This is a genomic window from Geobacter psychrophilus (assembly GCF_056821595.1).
Map to the genome: position 1 here is coordinate 3,088,035 of NZ_JBXDTU010000004.1, position 16,052 is coordinate 3,104,086.

Annotated in this window: 21 protein-coding genes and 1 pseudogene; 10 read left to right on the forward strand and 12 right to left on the reverse strand. The window is 50.4% G+C overall.

Translation table 11 applies throughout. The features are described from left to right. The first annotated feature begins 10 nt into the window (after positions 1-10). From ACOCF6_RS16780 to ACOCF6_RS16790, 3 genes are read left to right on the forward strand one after another with little or no spacing between them, the layout of a single operon-like run. The gene (locus ACOCF6_RS16780) at positions 11-238 is read left to right on the forward strand and encodes a thioredoxin family protein (RefSeq protein WP_482461478.1); all 228 of its coding nucleotides are present in this window, start codon (positions 11-13) and stop codon (positions 236-238) included. Beyond that, entirely contained in the window at positions 235-624 is a 390-nt protein-coding gene (locus ACOCF6_RS16785) for a thioredoxin family protein (protein WP_482461479.1), read from the forward strand. Before ACOCF6_RS16780 ends, ACOCF6_RS16785 begins: the two co-directional genes overlap by 4 nt. Continuing rightward, positions 621-1,304, forward strand: coding sequence for a cytochrome c biogenesis CcdA family protein (locus ACOCF6_RS16790; RefSeq protein WP_482461480.1), 684 nt, complete (start codon positions 621-623; stop codon positions 1,302-1,304). Before ACOCF6_RS16785 ends, ACOCF6_RS16790 begins: the two co-directional genes overlap by 4 nt. Positions 1,305-1,403: 99 nt before the next feature. On the opposite strand, the gene ACOCF6_RS16795 is transcribed toward ACOCF6_RS16790, so the two are convergent. From ACOCF6_RS16795 to ACOCF6_RS16840, 10 genes and pseudogenes are all read right to left on the reverse strand, one after another. Beyond that, complete coding sequence (locus ACOCF6_RS16795; RefSeq protein ID WP_482461481.1) at positions 1,404-1,673, reverse strand: cytochrome c3 family protein; 270 nt, start codon at positions 1,671-1,673, stop codon at positions 1,404-1,406. Between the two features lie 84 nt (positions 1,674-1,757). After that, complete coding sequence (locus ACOCF6_RS16800; RefSeq protein WP_482461482.1) at positions 1,758-2,267, reverse strand: hypothetical protein; 510 nt, start codon at positions 2,265-2,267, stop codon at positions 1,758-1,760. Between the two features lie 54 nt (positions 2,268-2,321). Continuing rightward, the gene (locus tag ACOCF6_RS16805) at positions 2,322-2,990 is read right to left on the reverse strand and encodes a cytochrome b/b6 domain-containing protein (RefSeq protein ID WP_482461483.1); all 669 of its coding nucleotides are present in this window, start codon (positions 2,988-2,990) and stop codon (positions 2,322-2,324) included. A gap of 90 nt (positions 2,991-3,080) precedes the next feature. Beyond that, entirely contained in the window at positions 3,081-3,605 is a 525-nt protein-coding gene (locus ACOCF6_RS16810) for a hypothetical protein (RefSeq protein ID WP_482463444.1), read from the reverse strand. A gap of 21 nt (positions 3,606-3,626) precedes the next feature. Then, a pseudogene (locus ACOCF6_RS16815) lies at positions 3,627-4,118 on the reverse strand (cytochrome c3 family protein); the annotation flags it as partial. A gap of 84 nt (positions 4,119-4,202) precedes the next feature. After that, positions 4,203-4,439: a hypothetical protein gene (locus tag ACOCF6_RS16820; RefSeq protein WP_482461484.1), complete on the reverse strand. Its 237-nt coding sequence runs from the start codon at positions 4,437-4,439 to the stop codon at positions 4,203-4,205. Between the two features lie 57 nt (positions 4,440-4,496). Next, complete coding sequence (locus ACOCF6_RS16825) at positions 4,497-4,877, reverse strand: response regulator (RefSeq protein WP_482461485.1); 381 nt, start codon at positions 4,875-4,877, stop codon at positions 4,497-4,499. A gap of 36 nt (positions 4,878-4,913) precedes the next feature. Continuing rightward, positions 4,914-5,195, reverse strand: a complete 282-nt coding sequence (locus tag ACOCF6_RS16830) for a hypothetical protein (RefSeq protein ID WP_482461486.1) — start codon at positions 5,193-5,195, stop codon at positions 4,914-4,916. Positions 5,196-5,508: 313 nt separating this feature from the next. Continuing rightward, positions 5,509-6,921, reverse strand: a complete 1,413-nt coding sequence (locus ACOCF6_RS16835; RefSeq protein ID WP_482461487.1) for a sigma-54-dependent transcriptional regulator — start codon at positions 6,919-6,921, stop codon at positions 5,509-5,511. After that, a complete protein-coding gene (locus ACOCF6_RS16840; protein WP_482461488.1) occupies positions 6,914-9,238 on the reverse strand; it encodes a hybrid sensor histidine kinase/response regulator in 2,325 nt (774 codons plus the stop codon). Before ACOCF6_RS16840 ends, ACOCF6_RS16835 begins: the two co-directional genes overlap by 8 nt. A 184-nt stretch (positions 9,239-9,422) precedes the next feature. Here ACOCF6_RS16840 and ACOCF6_RS16845 point away from each other — a divergent pair, with 184 nt between their 5' ends. The 3 genes from ACOCF6_RS16845 to ACOCF6_RS16855 all read left to right on the forward strand — a co-directional run bounded on the left by ACOCF6_RS16845 (position 9,423) and on the right by ACOCF6_RS16855 (position 11,052). Continuing rightward, a complete protein-coding gene (locus ACOCF6_RS16845; protein ID WP_482461489.1) occupies positions 9,423-9,731 on the forward strand; it encodes a PilZ domain-containing protein in 309 nt (102 codons plus the stop codon). Next, entirely contained in the window at positions 9,731-10,045 is a 315-nt protein-coding gene (locus ACOCF6_RS16850; protein WP_482461490.1) for a hypothetical protein, read from the forward strand. Before ACOCF6_RS16845 ends, ACOCF6_RS16850 begins: the two co-directional genes overlap by 1 nt. A 263-nt stretch (positions 10,046-10,308) precedes the next feature. Then, positions 10,309-11,052 (forward strand): septal ring lytic transglycosylase RlpA family protein, encoded by a 744-nt coding sequence (locus ACOCF6_RS16855; RefSeq protein WP_482461491.1) that lies wholly within the window; start codon positions 10,309-10,311, stop codon positions 11,050-11,052. Between the two features lie 29 nt (positions 11,053-11,081). Here ACOCF6_RS16855 and ACOCF6_RS16860 read toward each other — a convergent pair whose 3' ends face one another. Beyond that, positions 11,082-11,912: an HDOD domain-containing protein gene (locus tag ACOCF6_RS16860; RefSeq protein ID WP_482461492.1), complete on the reverse strand. Its 831-nt coding sequence runs from the start codon at positions 11,910-11,912 to the stop codon at positions 11,082-11,084. Positions 11,913-12,158: 246 nt separating this feature from the next. Next, entirely contained in the window at positions 12,159-12,878 is a 720-nt protein-coding gene (locus ACOCF6_RS16865; protein WP_482461493.1) for a FadR/GntR family transcriptional regulator, read from the reverse strand. 160 nt (positions 12,879-13,038) lie between these two features. On the opposite strand from ACOCF6_RS16865, the gene ACOCF6_RS16870 reads away from it, so the two are divergent. Genes ACOCF6_RS16870 through ACOCF6_RS16885 form a run of 4 tightly spaced genes read left to right on the forward strand, consistent with a single transcriptional unit; the run spans position 13,039 to position 16,028 of the window. Beyond that, entirely contained in the window at positions 13,039-13,566 is a 528-nt protein-coding gene (locus ACOCF6_RS16870) for a YkgJ family cysteine cluster protein (protein WP_482461494.1), read from the forward strand. Continuing rightward, positions 13,563-14,741: a class I SAM-dependent rRNA methyltransferase gene (locus tag ACOCF6_RS16875; RefSeq protein WP_482461495.1), complete on the forward strand. Its 1,179-nt coding sequence runs from the start codon at positions 13,563-13,565 to the stop codon at positions 14,739-14,741. The genes ACOCF6_RS16870 and ACOCF6_RS16875 overlap by 4 nt, the downstream gene beginning before the upstream one ends. A gap of 16 nt (positions 14,742-14,757) precedes the next feature. Beyond that, entirely contained in the window at positions 14,758-15,342 is a 585-nt protein-coding gene (locus ACOCF6_RS16880) for a nitroreductase family protein (protein ID WP_482461496.1), read from the forward strand. Between the two features lie 14 nt (positions 15,343-15,356). Then, on the forward strand, positions 15,357-16,028 hold the full coding sequence (locus tag ACOCF6_RS16885) for a metallophosphoesterase family protein (RefSeq protein WP_482461497.1): 672 nt from the start codon (positions 15,357-15,359) through the stop codon (positions 16,026-16,028). Positions 16,029-16,052 lie beyond the last annotated feature (24 nt).

A 16,052-nucleotide genomic window follows, 5' to 3' on the forward strand; every position in this document is an offset into this window, starting at 1 on the left:
GAACACTACCATGAAAATCGAAGTCTTGGGAACCGGCTGTGCAAAATGTAAAACCCTTTATGAAAATGTGAAGAAGGCTGTAGAGGATATTGGAATGGAAGCGGAAATTGTGAAGGTGGAGGATATTCCGTCAATCATGAAGTATGGCGTCATGAGCACCCCAGCGCTGGTAGTTGACGGCAAGGTACTTTTTACCGGCAAGGTTGCATCTGTCGGGGAAATCAAGGGGCTGATATGAAAAGAACTTTCATATCAGCCGTACTGGCATTTTTATGCCTGGTTACTGTCACATTTGCCGCGGAACTGCCCTCCTCCAATGATGCCTTCATCCGTGCTGCTTTGGCATCCGGTAAACCCATGGTGGCTGACTTCGGTGCCCGCACCTGCATCCCCTGCAAGAAGATGGCACCGATCCTGGAAGAACTTAATCGCGAACTGAAAGGCAGGGCTAATGTTACCTTTACCGATGTATGGGCAGCGCCGGGTATTGCACAGGACTATCGGGTTCAGATGATTCCGACCCAGATATTCTTTGACGCTAAAGGCAAAGAGGTCAAGCGTCATATGGGTTTCATTGATAAAGCTAATATTCTCAAAGAGCTCAAGGCGGCAGGTCTCAAGTGAGCTTTCTGGACAATATCGAGCAGATCATCACGCTCTACCCTATGATTGCTTTTAGTGCAGTCTTCCTGGCAGGCGTCCTTTCCTCAGCCTCTCCTTGTGTGCTGGCTACAATTCCGCTGGTGGTCGGCTTCGTGGGAGGGTATGCCCATGGTGACCGCCGGAAAGCTTTTGGCTATTCCCTCGCGTTTATCCTGGGGCTGTCGATCACCTTTACCGCCTTTGGGGCGGCAGCCGGACTGCTGGGCACCATGTTCGGGACTGTTGGAGGGTGGTGGTATGTGGCTGCGGGAATTGTGGCCCTGACAATGGGTGGACAGATGATGGGGTTTTATGAAATCCGCCTGCCGATAACGCCTGATTTCAAGCCGAAGCAGGGAGGTGTCATCGGCTCGTTTATCCTCGGTCTGTTCTTTGGTGTGGTCTCCTCACCGTGTGCCACTCCGGTGCTGGTGGTGATCTTGACGTATGTGGCTACAAAAGGACAAATACTCTACGGTACTGCGCTGCTTTTTGTCTACGCCATCGGTCACTGCCTGCTTATGCTGGCAGCCGGCACATTCACCGGTTTCGTTGAATCGTTTGCTCAGTCCAAAGGGATTGCAAATTTTTCCAAATGGACGAAACAGATTGGTGGGTTTGTAGTTGCAGCCGTTGGAGCCTATCTGCTCTGGCAGGCGTAGCACATCCTGAGAAATCAGAGGCTTAGTCCGGCAGTGAAAAACCTTTCATGAGGAATTTTCTGCGGAGACGGGATGGCCCATCTCCGCAGAAATGCTAAGCTACTTGCTGTGACAACCTTTACAGTTTGTGGGGCCTTTTTTCATCTCGCTGTGACAGTCCTTACACGCCTTCTTGTGCGCTAAATCCTTACCAAAGCCGGTAATCTTGCCTCCTTCTGCTGTTTCATGGCACTTCTTGCAGTCCTTAAGTACATCGGCATGTGCTTTGTGCTTGAAGGAAACCGCTTTTTTCATCTCTATCACGTCTGCTGCACTTGCTGATCCTGCAAAAACAGTTACCGCCAGTACTGCGACCATCATCATCTTCATGCTTACGCTCCTTTGTTGTGATTGTGCGCTGTGCGCACTTAATTCATGATTGCAACAATGTTGATCATGTTGTTATGGCGGTGGTCAGTTGTTACACGAATTCATGCTGTTGCATTTAGCAGTCATGGTTTCGATAACCCGCATAAAGTAATTCCAGACATTGTAGTGCTGAAGACCGAGGACAACCAGCCCGGATATGAACACCATATTGAAGTAGTCCCCCAGGGCGCCTGAGGTGAAGTACAGCAAATAAAAGAACACCCTGAACCACACATGGGTTGATGTGTTACCCGGCTCCCGATTGTTAAAGATCCTCCCGCCAATGAGAATCAAGGAACTGAGAGTAGATGCGCCAAATACGCAATTGACAAGTATCACCGGCGGAGTTGAGCCGAGCAGGTCCATGATGCTTGCCGAAAGTGATCCAACCAGGCTCTGTTCTTTGAAATAAAAGGCGATTGCGCTGGCGATCAGAAAAACAAGTACTCCACGCAGGCCACCGCGGGCATTGTTATACAGATCATCCAGACTCGCCCCGGCGGATTGGTTTTGTGGAAGTTTTTCGAGTCCGCTGACAATTTGAGAGAGTGACATAATGGCGCCTCCATAAGGATTCGACATGCTGATAAAGAATAGAATGGTATGGTTCTACAACTGACCTATTTCTTGGTGAGAATGCTCGGCTCCGTGATGTTCTACTTTTTCCCAACCTGTCCACATTGGTTTGAAATAGGCCAAAGGAGTTGAGCCCAGAGTCGCCAGGTACACATGGGTGAACAAGAAGGCGCATAGCGAGCATGCCAGCAGGAAATGCATGGAAACAAGGAGCTTGAGCCCGCCTATTATTAGTACCAATTCGCGCATCGGTCCCATGTTCATAAGCAGAATACCCGTCAGGCTGACGAACGGCATAATCACAAACATGATGGCCAGATAGGCTGACTTCTGAAGAGGGTTGAACTTGCTCTCCGGTGTGGCATGGTGAGGATTGGGGACCCCCATAAAATAGGCAAAGAAATAGAACACGATCTGTCGGAATAGTCCGGTCGTCAGATCGTTCCCCTTGGGTATGTAGATGTTGGCCATGGAGTCGGAAACCATCTTGTAGTAGAAGAACCAGATGGAAAAAGAAAGTGCCACAACTATTCCCGCGGTGTTGTGAAGCATGATAGCGGAACGGTAGCTGCCTAATATGGTGACATATTCAGGGAAGCGGATTTGCGCACCCGAAATGCACAGGGAGACTATTCCCAACGCATTGAGCCAATGCCAGATACGGACGGGAGTTGGTTGAAGATAGATCATTTTTTCACTCATGACAGTACTCCTTTAGTAAGTTAGAAGTTATTTTCTGCGTTTTTCTGGCAGAAAATGGCTTCGTTAACGCACTTATCCTGTTTATCAGGGTTATGGTCTGTTTTTTCTGCTCAGAAATCGAAGAAACCCGTGTCCGACCGGCATGACCATTCCACCAACAATGATAAGGAGCCCGATCTTGTTCATGACGCCATTGCGGGCAGATCCCATCAGGTAAAAATTGGGAATGGCGTGCAGAGCATCCAGCGCAGCACCTTTTTCGACGGCTACCTGCCGGAAGGTCCCGTTTTGTTCAGGGAACGACAGATTGCTGGTCTGCATGATTTCCGGGCCGGATGCGTGACAGAAGGTACAATCCCAGCGATTATCAAAAGTTTGGAAGGAATGGGTGGGTTTGACCGGAGTCAGTATGGCTTTGAGGTACATGAATTTGTTTGACGGATCGTGGTTGAACTTTCGTAATTCGTCCAGGGAGATATAGTTGTCGCGGTTTTTGTCGATGAGATACTGAATGTCGCTGTCATTGGCATATTTCTGCAACTCCTCAAAGCTTACCGGATTGGGTTTAGATTCAGGGGCAGCGTCTTCCCGTTTGACGATGTAAATGGTTATCACATAGTCTTCTGCCTTGCTGTGGCAAGTAACGCAGGCAATTGCTCCAAGATGTAATCCTGTCTGTGGAAGCCATTGAGAGTGGGAAGCGGTTATTTTTAAATTGTCGTGGCAGCTGGCACATTGTTTGTTCATTTCTGAGGCTGAGATTTCCCCCGGCGAGTAAACTCTGTGAGGATTATGGCAGCCGTTGCAGGATGCTTTTGTTGAGTGAATATTTGTAGAATACAGCTTGAGGATATCACCGTGGCAATCACCACAACTGGTTGTGCGGGCAACCGGTTTTCCGTTGGGATGATCACTTGTTATAGCGTCGTGGCAGGTTGTGCAACCGAATTTGGCATGAGTGGTATGTCCAAAGCTTGTGGGATTGATATAGTTTTTCACACCTACCATGGCCTGGTTTTCATGGCAGGTAATGCATGCTTCATTTTTGTTTGAGCTGTCTCCAAAAAAAGGCCCGGTTGCCTGTGCCGGAGCCCCGCCAGCAATACAGGACACAACGAACAACACCATGATAATGCTGTACTTAGCACGTAGTAAATGGTTTCCGTATTTCACGGTAAACCCCCTTTTCTTGATTGGGATTTGTCCTGCGTTTTACTGATGCTCGTGTTTAATTGCTTGCGTTGTTTCTGCTCCAGTTTTGGCTTGTCTCTTCAAATTGAAAATCATTGGAGCAAGTTGGGCTATAACGATCAGGGCACATAATCCCAGAAATACCCATACAATCGGTTCCGATCGATTACTTCGAACTTCTTCAGCGGCCAGGGCCGGAATTGCAGTTGCTGCCAGAATGCATGCAACCAATCTGAATTTTGTTAGTATCGATGACATGGTTTGTTCCTCTCTGTAATTCAAGATGGTACGCAGATGATTTGTATGACAGTACTGCTATGCTGCTTTGAGAGCACTTTCGACAGCTTGTTTGATTTCATTTGAATCTTCCGGAGTCACCGGTCGTAATGCGTAGTAATAAATACCTTCCTTCCTGATTCGTTTTACAATGGGAAGCGAGGCCTCATCTGATACCAGTATTACTGCCAAGTGGCGGTTGCACTTTTTAAGAAGCCGTACCAGCTCGAGAAGATTGATCTTTTTGTCAAAATCGCTTCCCAGCAGTACTACTGGAGTCTGCTTTTCCAAAATGCTGCTGATAACATGGACAGCCGAATTTGTGGTTTCAACATGGTAGCCGGCTTGGGAGAAATGGTCGGCGACCTCTCTCAAAAATTCTGTGTCCTTGTCCGCAACCAATATGCCTCGTTCTTCCATGGTCGCCTCGTTTAGTACTTAAAATGGCTTGTATTCCTATTTCTCCGCGTGATTATCAGTATTCGCTGTAACAGTTTCTTGCTTTTTATGTCCGATAGCGGCGACGCCTTTGATCATTGTTGCCAGTAGAACCAAACCGGGAATTACCTGTACGGTGATGATGGCCCCGAAAAAGATCAGAAACAGCTTGGGCATTAATTCTGCTCCCGAGGAAATCTGGTTGATGACCGCAAAAATAACGGTACCCATTATAACCATACCTATAATCATTGCATTGGCCAGTTTTTGTGTCCTGCTTTTCAGTTTGTTGGGTTCCATGACAGTCTCCTTTTATTATTGAAATTGATTCATTGTTAGTATGGTAAGAGCAATCTGGGTGCCAACAAGTCAGTAAAGAAAAACATAGAGGCAGGTATAAATGAAAAGATAACAATAACAGTATGATACTGATTTGGTGCGTGCGTGGCGCACGTCACCTGAACAAATGAGTGCATGTGAACAATAATGTTTAATTGTTGAGAAATATTTGAAATATTCTTGTTTAACAGTATGTTATGTCAAATGGTTCGGAAAACTGTGATTCCTGCATTACAGGAATTTTCCTGTAATGCAGGAATAGAGGAGGGGGTAATTAACTTTGCAGTTGGATGCCCTGTTTCTTGAGAAGAGCATACAGCCGAGAAGTGGAGAGTCCGGATACGCGGCATGCTTCTGCGACGTTATTATCAGTGAGGGACATGAGATCATGCAGGTACTGTTTTTCCGCATTGGTATAAATTGAATCGCGAAACTGGTGAAGTTGGGGGAAACTGACACTGCCGTCACGTACTGTGGGAGGTTGTGAGTGTGGTTCATGTTTAATGGTGGATTTGGTAACTTCAATTCTCAGGTTAATGGGAAGATGTTTCGAAAATAAAGTTGATTCACAGCGAGCCGCTGCAATGGTTCGTTCGAGGGTGTTGACCAGTTCGCGGACATTGCCCGGCCAACTGTAGGCCGCCAGCATGTTCAAAAACTCAGGAGAAAACTCTTTGGATGCTGTACCGTAGTGTGTGCAGATCCTGTCCGTATGAAAGCGAGCCAACTCTTTAATATCTTCGGGATGCTTTCTAAGGCTCGGAAGTTCAATTACAAAGGTACTGATTCGGAACAGCAAGTCTGAACGGAAGCGATCATTTTTTACCATTTCATTCAAATTACGGTTGGTGGCAGCCACCAGCCTGAAATCACTTTCCAGTTCACGATTACTCCCCAATGGTCGAAAGCGATGTTCCTGCAAGACACGCAGGAAAACCTTCTGCAATGAAAGGGGCATCTCTCCGATCTCGTCCAGAAAAAGCGTTCCACCATTGGCTTGATAAATAAGACCTTCCCGAGCCTGGTCGGCATTGGTGTATGCCCCTTTTTCATGGCCGAATAGCGTTCCTTCGATCAAGTTTTCCGGAAGAGCTGCACAATCAACCACTACGAAGTTCTTTTTTCTGCGAAGGCTGTTTTGATGAACGGATCGGGCGAACAACTCTTTGCCCGTGCCCGTTTCCCCGCAGATGAGTACGCTGGAATCACTGGTCGCAGCCTGAGCAACATGATCAAGACATTCATTCAAGCAGACGCTGTTGCCGATAATCCCATCCCGTTTAATGGTCACAACATCGTTTGTCGCACTTCCGATTTTCTTCTGTTCCCGGTATTGAAGTGCGCGCATTAATGAGAGGGTGATTTCCTTGATCGAGGCGCCTTTCTCGAGATAGTCCCAGGCGCCGAATTTAATGGCTAACTCGGCGCCATGCGGGTCTCCGAGACCGGTTATAATGATGATTTCAGGAGCTGAAGGCAATTTAGGAAATCTTGACAGAAAGTCGAGACCATTGCCATCTGGCAGGTTGACATCCAGAAAAACTACGTCGAACAGCTCAGTGGTGGCTTTTATCAGGCCATCGCCAAGTGTATAGGAACTAATTGCTTCATATCCTTTTTGTCTGGCCACAAGGGATAATGACTGACACATCAGTTGATCGTCGTCAATAATCAAAATTTTAACCATTCGTTGCCTCGTGTTGCTGTACGTTATCAAGTACCCGACGAATTAGAGATGCAATTTCCGCACGGATGAGTGGCTTCAGCGCCAGTTCTGTGACGAACTCGGCGACTTCTCCAATATCATCCGAGTCATTATTTAATTCTGTATCATTTCCGGTGCAGAGAATGACGGGGATGCCGGGTTGGCACAGAGACAATTCCCGGGCCAGCTCTGTGCCGTTCATATGCGGCATGGATTGGTCGGTTATGACGAGATTAAACTTTTCAGGATCAGAGCGAAACAATTGCAACGCCTCAAGTGGATCAGTGAGTGAAATTACCTGGTAACCGAGCTGCTTCAGCATCCGTTCTGTTCCGAAAATAAAATTTACTTCATCATCTACCAGCAGGATACATTCGGTACCTGACAAGATGCTGAAGGTTTGTATGTCATCCGTGGCATTTGATATTTTATTCAAACGAGGGATATAGACTTTAAATTGTGACCCGTTATTCGGCTTGCTTTCAACCGAAATGGCACCACCGTGGGTACTCAGGATTCCATGGATAACCGAAAGACCCAGACCGGTACCCTCGGACTGCCCCTTGGTGGAAAAAAAAGGATCGAAGATGCGATCGATGGTCTTTTCATCCATTCCGTGGCCATTATCCCTGACGGTCAGGCACAGGTAGGGACCTGGTGACAGGCAGCCCGAATTGGTTACGGCAACATGGTCAATATCGATATTATCCAGCCAGATATCCATCTCGCCATACGTTTTACCTCGCATGGCGTGGAAAGCATTGGTACAAAGGTTCATTACGATCTGTTGAATCTGGGTAGGATCGGCGAACACAAGTCCCAAGTTCTTATCGATATGAAGTCGAATCTCGATTGAGGGTGTCAGGGTCGCCCGCAGGAGCTTGAGGCATTCACTGACGACATGGTCAACCCGGACTTCCTGCCGCTCCTGCTCCCCTCGTCGGCTGAATGTAAGAATCTGCTTGACCAGGTCTTTTCCTCTCAGACCTGATTTTAATACGACATCCAGCAGTTCCCGAAGTGAGCTGTCCGGGGGTGATTCATCTAGGGCTATCTCGGTGCAGGTGATAATGGATGCCAGTGTGTTATTGAAGTCATGGGCTATGCCCCCGGCCAGAGTACCGATTGCCTCCATGCGCTGAGCTCGTCTCAACTGGCTTTCCAGTTGCATTTCGTAGGAAACGTCACGAATTAGAGCGACATGACTTATAATGTTTCCAGCGCTATCCGAAACCGACCAGGTGATTACGTCCAGTTCAAGTGTGGCTCCGTTTTCCTTCTGATATTGAAGATGGTCGACGAGGTGATCTGCCTGAAAACTGGCCTTCAGAATGGTTTCATAAAGTAGTCGTTCCGGTTCCAGTTCTACCAGCGTGTTGATGTTGTGACCGATCATGTCAAGGTGGGTCCGGCCATTTATTTTTGTAACCGCCGGGTTTGCATACTGGATGACCCCATCACCGTCGATCAGGAATATGCCTTCATTTGCCTGTTCGATGACTGATGCCAGTAAGCGGTACTCTTTCTCAACCTTCTCGCTTTCATAGGCCACTCGTAGAGTGGTAATGCCGTAGGAGAGATCATCTGCTAATTCGGACAGCAGCTTGACTTCATCTTCATCAAAGGAGTTTGCTTCACCAGAAAAAATAACCAGTGCCGCGAATGGACAGCCGTTACTGATAAGAGGCAGTGAAATGGACGAATAGAATCCGTGCCTGAGGGCGTTCTCCCGCCAAATCTCCCATTTTGGGTCAAACTCAATATACTGTACTACCACTGGTTTTCCGGATTTGATGGCGGTTCCGGTTGGACCTCGGCCAAAATCCGTATTTGACCAGCTCACATTAAGATTTTTAAGATAACCCTGCTTATCTCCCCATTGGGCTACTGGTTTAATGGTCTTTATGCCATCCTTTTCCGCAATACCGACCCAAGCTACACGGTAGCCTCCTGCCTCGACTATCGTTCGGCAGACATTCTGCATCAACTGCATTTCGTTGTCGGCCCTGATGAGCGTCTGGTGGCATTCACTATATGCTTTGAGTGCCCGGTTTAGTCTGCTGAGAGCTATCTCCCGCTTTTTTATATTAGCTTCGCTTCTGCGAATCGAAAAATACAATAGCCAGGATGAAATTATAATAAAGACAATGTTATTGACTTCGAGTAACTTGACGGTGGGATGTTTATGAAACAAGCTGGTGATGATCTGTGCGGAGCTGAATATAAGCCAGATGCCGCCGATGCAGGCGTAAAATAAGACAATGCTGAATGGGCTGAGCTGAAACTTGAATTTTCTCATGGATTCTCAGGTGAAAATTGCAATTATATTGTATACGCAATAACATAAAAAATTGTAAAGCACAAAGGATTCAATGAACACATATTTAAAGCTTATATCATAATCATCTGCTTGCAATAGGCCGGTCGTAAATGAGATAATCAAATAATATTTTTTGACCCGTGCTCTGACAAAGGAGGTTGTTATGGCTTCGTTGTATGCTGTTCAGCGACAAGGCTGGAGGCTTGGGTGTGGCGACAAATGCGTGCTGAAGCACAGCGGAAAAACGGTGGAGTGCGTACTGGTGGATATTTCGATATCCGGTCTTCTGGTGAGCTGTTCGGACGATTTCGCAGAAAGCATCCACCCGGGGGACGTATGCGGAATTAATCTGTGTGGCGATCCGATGGCCTGTCCGAGCGAGATCGACTGCAGGGTGGTTCGCAGGGATTCTGCAAAAATTGGTTTACAGTTCCCTTTTGAGATCCGTCAGAAGAGTGGAGGCTGCTTGTAATGAAACTGTGTTGGATTTGTGTAATGCTTTTGCTGGCACAGGGGATGCCCTGTCTGGCCGATTCTTCGTTGAAGGAATCCGGAAAGGAGATCGGTCAGGGGTTCAAGAAGATTGGTCAGGATACCGGTAAGGCCTTTAAAGAAGGAGGCAAGGAGGTCGGCCAGGGATTCAAAAATCTCGGCAAAGAGACCGGAAAGGCATTGAAGGAGAGCGGCAAGGAGACCGGTCAAGCTGCAAAAAAGACGGGAACGACAGTGGGAGAGTGGTTCAGGGGGGTAGGCCGATCCTTCAAAAAGTTTTTCACAGGTAGTTAGTGCACATCTATGCTGTATGCTGAATCCTCCCACCCGATACAGAGGCTGTTTTATTCCGCAGATCGTTGATCATCCAGCAGCATCACCACGCAGCCAGGGTTTGAATTCTTCCCGATTAACATTACAACTATTTACTTTTTAAGACGAAATGCGTATAGTCTGCCGCGGCTGAAGCGTCCGTTTGGAGGCGAAGGCCTGCTTGTATCAATCCCTCTGAAAGAGCGCACTGCATGCACACATGTTTTGTTAGTGAGAACGCACGCATGTATGGACTGATTATCGGTATGCTCTGCTGCGTTATCGTTGGATTGTCAGGCGCTCAGGTGTCGCATGCATATCGCCCCGATTCCACAACGCAGCGTAGAAGTTGTCAGCCTTACGCCATAAAAGGTAAGCACTATAAGCCGCTTACCAGTCATGCTGGCTTTGTGCAGGGAGGCACTGCCAGTTGGTATGGCAGCGATTTTCACGGCAAGGAAACGAGCAGTGGCGAGGTCTACAACATGCATGCCTTGACAGCCGCGCACAAGACGTTGCCTCTCGGTGTATATGTCAAGGTGCAAAACAAGAAGAACGGCCGCGAAATAGTTGTGCGGGTCAATGATCGCGGCCCTTTTATAGATGGGAGGATCATTGATCTTTCCTATTCGGCGGCCAGAAACCTCGGCGTTGTGAAGAGCGGGACCGCTCCGGTCCTGATTGAAGCTCTGGGGTATCCCGGCAGAGCCAAGAAAGGGAAAACGGCCTATCGTTCACCCTTGAGCTACGACAGCGGTTCATTTGTTATCCAGGTGGGATCCTGCTCCAGTCTCGAAAATGCCCAAAGTATAGCCGATTACATGAGGAAGCGGTACATCTTCACCAGCATCCGCGAAGCGGTTATTAACGGGGAACGCTATTATCGTGTCCATGCGGGCAATTATGAGTCACTGCAAGAAGCGGAACGGGTACGGAAATACTCGGCCAACAAGCTGATTAATGAAGGATTTGTTGTGGCGTCGGACTGATTGATGCGGGCATCAAGTCGAAATGACTTTCAGTGTAGTATGGACAATGAACCGGTCATAGCCGACTCCATCTTTGTCCAGGCTGACTCGTCCAGATAGAGCGGGCCGGCTTTCGTCACGGTTTCATTGGCCGTTTTCTGCGATGGATACAGGCTCAGATGAAAGTTCCGGCTGTTGACATTTACCATGCGGACTATGGCGAGCAGGAGATCTTCGGGGTCAACATCTTCAGCATGATGATCTGCAACAACTGCACGGTAGATGCCGGGAAGGTTCCAGTGGTCCATGAGCCGGCAGCCGAATTCCACATGCATTTCCGAGAAGACATTCAGCAGCAGATCCCTGTCAAGAACCAGCGCAAGTTCACCATTCTGGATGATTCGCTCCAGCCCTTTCAGCAGGTACAGTTTGCCGATGTCATGCAGCAGACCTGCCATGTAGGCTTGATCGGCAAGATTCTGCTGGCCGGTGTGCAGCGCAACCGATTTGCATCCGAGGGCACAGGCATGAGAGTGGAGCCAGAGATCCTGCATGACATCGTTGACGACGGGGTTTTCGGATGCATGAAATGAGGCATGGGATGCCGCCATGGCGAGGTTTGTTATCTGACGCGCCCCCAGGCGGATTGCCGCGCTTTTAATTGTTTCGCACTTGTTGCGGCCCATGTAGGTCGGGGAATTTGCCATCCTGAGGACTTGAGCCGCAAGTGCCTGGTCTTCGTTAATGGTTCTCACGACATCAAAAATATCCGTATATGGTTCGGCCAGCATCTGAAGCAGGTCCAGCGCCACTGGATTGAAGACCGGTATTTCTATGGGTTGTGTACATAACGCGTAGCGGATACGGATGTGGACACTCATATGATCTCCTTTCATTACCTATGCTTCAGCAGAATGAATAGTATTATATCTCTAGTTTTATTTAGTGACAATTATACTATCGGACTGTTCTTGTAAAATAGTGTGATTTGAATCACCAAAACAGGTCAGCGTTTGGTAGGTCAGAAATTATCCTGTTTATCTGGGTCAGGGGAATTCGAAATTAGTTCGTTGGCTGATCAACTCTCCGGAAGTTTGACAAACAGCCGAAGTATGCGGAACCGTGGTTTATGGCTGTTGTCGCGTTACGTAGGCGGTGCTGCGCTGCTCGGCAAAGGTGAGATGCTCGATCATGGCATCGCGCGCCCCGGCAGCGTCCTTTTCCTTGATGCAATCGAAGATGCGGCTGTGGTGGTGGAAGAGCAGGTGGTGATCTTCCCGGGTAAGATAGACGGCCCGCCAGACACTCTGCTGGAACTCCTTCATGGCGTCAAACAGGCTCTGCATCAGGTGCAGCCAGACGAAATTGTGGGTTGCGCGGGCGATGACGATGTGAAAATTTGCATCCAGATCCTCGGACTGTTTCAGGCCGTCCAGGTTGCGCCGCATGCCGTCAACAATCTCCTCAAGCCGCCGCAGATCTTCGGGCAGGGCCCGCTCGGCGGCGTAATATGCCGTCCACGACTCCATTCCCTTGCGTACCTCAATCACATCCAGGGCGCGCTCCTGTTCAATGCGGATCAGCTCTGTCAGGGGGTTGCCGGCAGCGGTTTCCACCAATGACAGGATCACCGTGCCACCACCCTGATACGACATCACCAGTCCGGCCGCTGCCAGATTGTTGATGGCCTCCCGCACCGAGGGGCGAGAAACTCCGAACATCTCCGCCAGTTCACGTTCAGGAGGCAGCTTGTCGCCGGGAGAAAACTCTCCGGCCAGTATGGAAGAGCGTATCTGGTCAGCGATCTGTGATGAAACTTTTTTGGGTTTTATGGGCTGGAATTTCATCCGGGTCCGATCATGCAGACGGCATTGATGTTATGGCCACTTCTATCTACTACATTTTATTCAACCTTGCAACAGTATCAGCCTCCGTTCATGCCGCTGCGTCTCGGCATATCACTAACTGTTGCTTTGAATTCACCCGGTTTTATGATACCTGTTGATCATGAATAAACTGCTCGAAAATTATTACCAGATGGTCTCCCGTGTTGATGGCCTCTGCCAGGGAATTCATGATGTTCTTGCCGGTCAGATCACCTGCAGCAAAGGGTGCAGCAGCTGCTGCACGGCAATCACCCTGTTCCCTGTGGAGGCGGCAGCTCTGAACGCCGCTCTTCAAGCCCTGCCGGATCCACAACAAGCCGTTATCCTTCAGCATGTGGCTGCGCATGCCGAGGGAGAACGCTGCCCCTTGCTTGATGATCACAGCTGTCTGCTGTATGACGCCCGCCCGATCATCTGCCGCACCCACGGTCTGCCGATAGTCTATACGGAAGGCCATGAGCAAAAGTCCGACTGCTGCCCTCTGAACCTGAGTGAAGAGGGACAGTCGGTTCCGGGTTCGGCCACGATTGATCTTGATCGGCTCAACACGCTGCTGGTGGCGGTCAATGCTCTCTTTCTTTCTTACTCAGATATCGATGGCCTACCCGAACGCATGACCATTGCCGAAGCGCTGAAAGTGAAACCATGACCAAAATCCGTTTGAAAAAACATGAAGACCGCCGCATCAGATCAGGACATCCCTGGGTTTTCAGCAATGAGATCGAACGGATCGACGGGGCGTGCGATGCCGGCATTTCCGCCGAACTGTTTGATGTTGCCGGCAGTTTTCTCGGATGCGGTTACTATACCCCCCAATCACTGATAGCGTTCCGGATGCTTTCACACCAGCGGGAGGATGTGGACAGTGTCCAGTTCTATGAACAGCGCATTGCAGCTGCCCTGAAGCATCGTCGCTCCATCTATCCCGCCATGAAGACCTTCCGGGCCGTGTACGGTGAAAGCGATTTTCTTCCCGGTCTGGTGGTGGACAAATACGATGAGTATCTGTCTCTTCAGATGCTTTCTGCCGGCATGGAGCGGCGCAGCGACCTGATTCTGGAAGCTCTGCAGCGGGTTTATTCTCCCAGGGGTGTCATTGCCCGCAACGACGTGGCCGTACGTGCCCTGGAAGGACTGGATCAACAGATACGGGTACTGGCAGGAGAGATCCCCGAACTGGTGGAGATGGAAGAGAATGGTCTGCGCTTCCTGATAAACCTGCGTGAGGGGCAGAAAACCGGCGGGTTCCTGGACCAGAAACAGAACCACCTGCTGCTGCATGAAATCTGCCGGGACAGGGCGGTGCTGGATTGCTTCTGCTACGCCGGGAGCTGGGCCGTGCATGCCGGACATTTCGGGGCTGCTTCGGCCCTGGGTCTGGATATCTCAGCCCGGGCCGTGGAACAGGCGTCACACAACGCCGGGTTAAACGGGCTGGCAGACCGGGTTGTCTTCGAGGAGTGCGACGTCTTCGACCGGCTGCGATCGCTCAAACATGAGGGGAAAAAATTCGGGGTGATCATCATGGATCCCCCCGCTTTTGTCAAGAACCGCAAAAGCATAGCCGAGGCCACCAAAGGCTACCTGACCGTCAACCGACGCGCCCTGGAACTGCTGGATCCGGGCGGGTATCTGATCACCTGCTCCTGCTCATTCCACATGGGCCGCGAGCCCTTCCGCGAGATGCTGATCAACGCCGCCAAGCTGGCCAGGCGCGAGGTGCGGCTGGTGGCCACCTGTTCCCAGGCCCCGGACCATCCCGTCCTGTTGTCGTTCCCCGAGTCCGAGTACCTCAAGTGCTTTGTACTGCAGGCAGTTGCGTAATAAAAAGGGGTGACTCATGGTAAAAGGCAGTGAAAAACGTCAAGCGGATCATCCGGTCGAGCGGCTCTTCGTTGATCGCTGGTCGCCGCGGGCCATGTCGGGCGAGGAGATACCCTGCGAGGAACTGTTGACGCTGTTCGAGGCGGCCCGCTGGGCGCCGTCATCCATGAATAACCAACCCTGGCGCATGCTTTACGCCACCCGCAGCAGTCGCCATTGGGCCTTGTTCTTCGATCTGTTGGTGGACAGTAATAAGGTGTGGTGCGCCAATGCCGCGGTGCTGGTGGTTGTGATTTCCAAAACCACCTTCGATAACGGCAAAGCGTGCCGCACCCATTCCTATGACAGCGGTGCGGCCTGGATGAACCTGACCCTGCAGGGCAGTCTGCTGGGGCTCGTAGTGCATGGAATGCAGGGTTTTGACTACGACCGGGCCAGGGATGCCCTGGGAATACCGGCGGAATTCCAGATAGAGGCCATGGCCGCCATCGGCAGACCGGGCAGGGTTGAAGATCTTCCGGAACAGTTGCAGTCCCGGGAAGCGCCCAATGACCGGAGGCCGCTGGCACAGAGCGTCTGCGAAGGGCCGTTTTCGCTGTGACAGGTGGAATTGCCATGCCGCCCCGCACCTTTGTGATCGGTGACATCCATGGCTGTGCCGCTACCCTGAGGCGTTTGGTGAATGAAACGCTTCGACCTGCCCCCCATGACCGCATCTACCTGCTGGGCGACTTGATCGACCGGGGACCGGACAGCAAGGGGGTGCTGGATTTCATCTTCGAACTGCGGGCGCGCGGAGTGGCTGTCGATGGTGTTCGCGGCAACCACGAGGAGATGTGTCTGCATGCTGGTGAAGATCATTACTACCTGAGCCTGTGGTCCGCCAACGGTGGGCTGACCACCCTGGAAAGCTTCCAGGCCGACGGCCCGGGTGACATCCCTCAGCGCTACCGTGAATTCCTGACCGCTCTTCCGCACTACATCATGCTGACAGATTTCATCATCGTCCACGCCGGCCTCAATTTCGATCCCCTGTGCCCCTTCGAAGATACCAGCGCCATGCTCTGGACACGCTCCCCGGTTGTCGACCGGCAGCGCATCGGCGGCCGGCGCCTGATCTGCGGCCACACGCCTGTCTCGCGCGAACGGATCGAGGCATCGCTGGAGAGCGACAAGATCATGCTCGACAATGGCTGTGTCTTTCTTGGACGGCCCGAGTTGGGGGCTCTGGCGGCGCTCGAACTGGAGAACATGACCGTGCATTTTCAGGAAAACTGCGACATTTAACCCCTTGCGGTGATGTATTCTGTC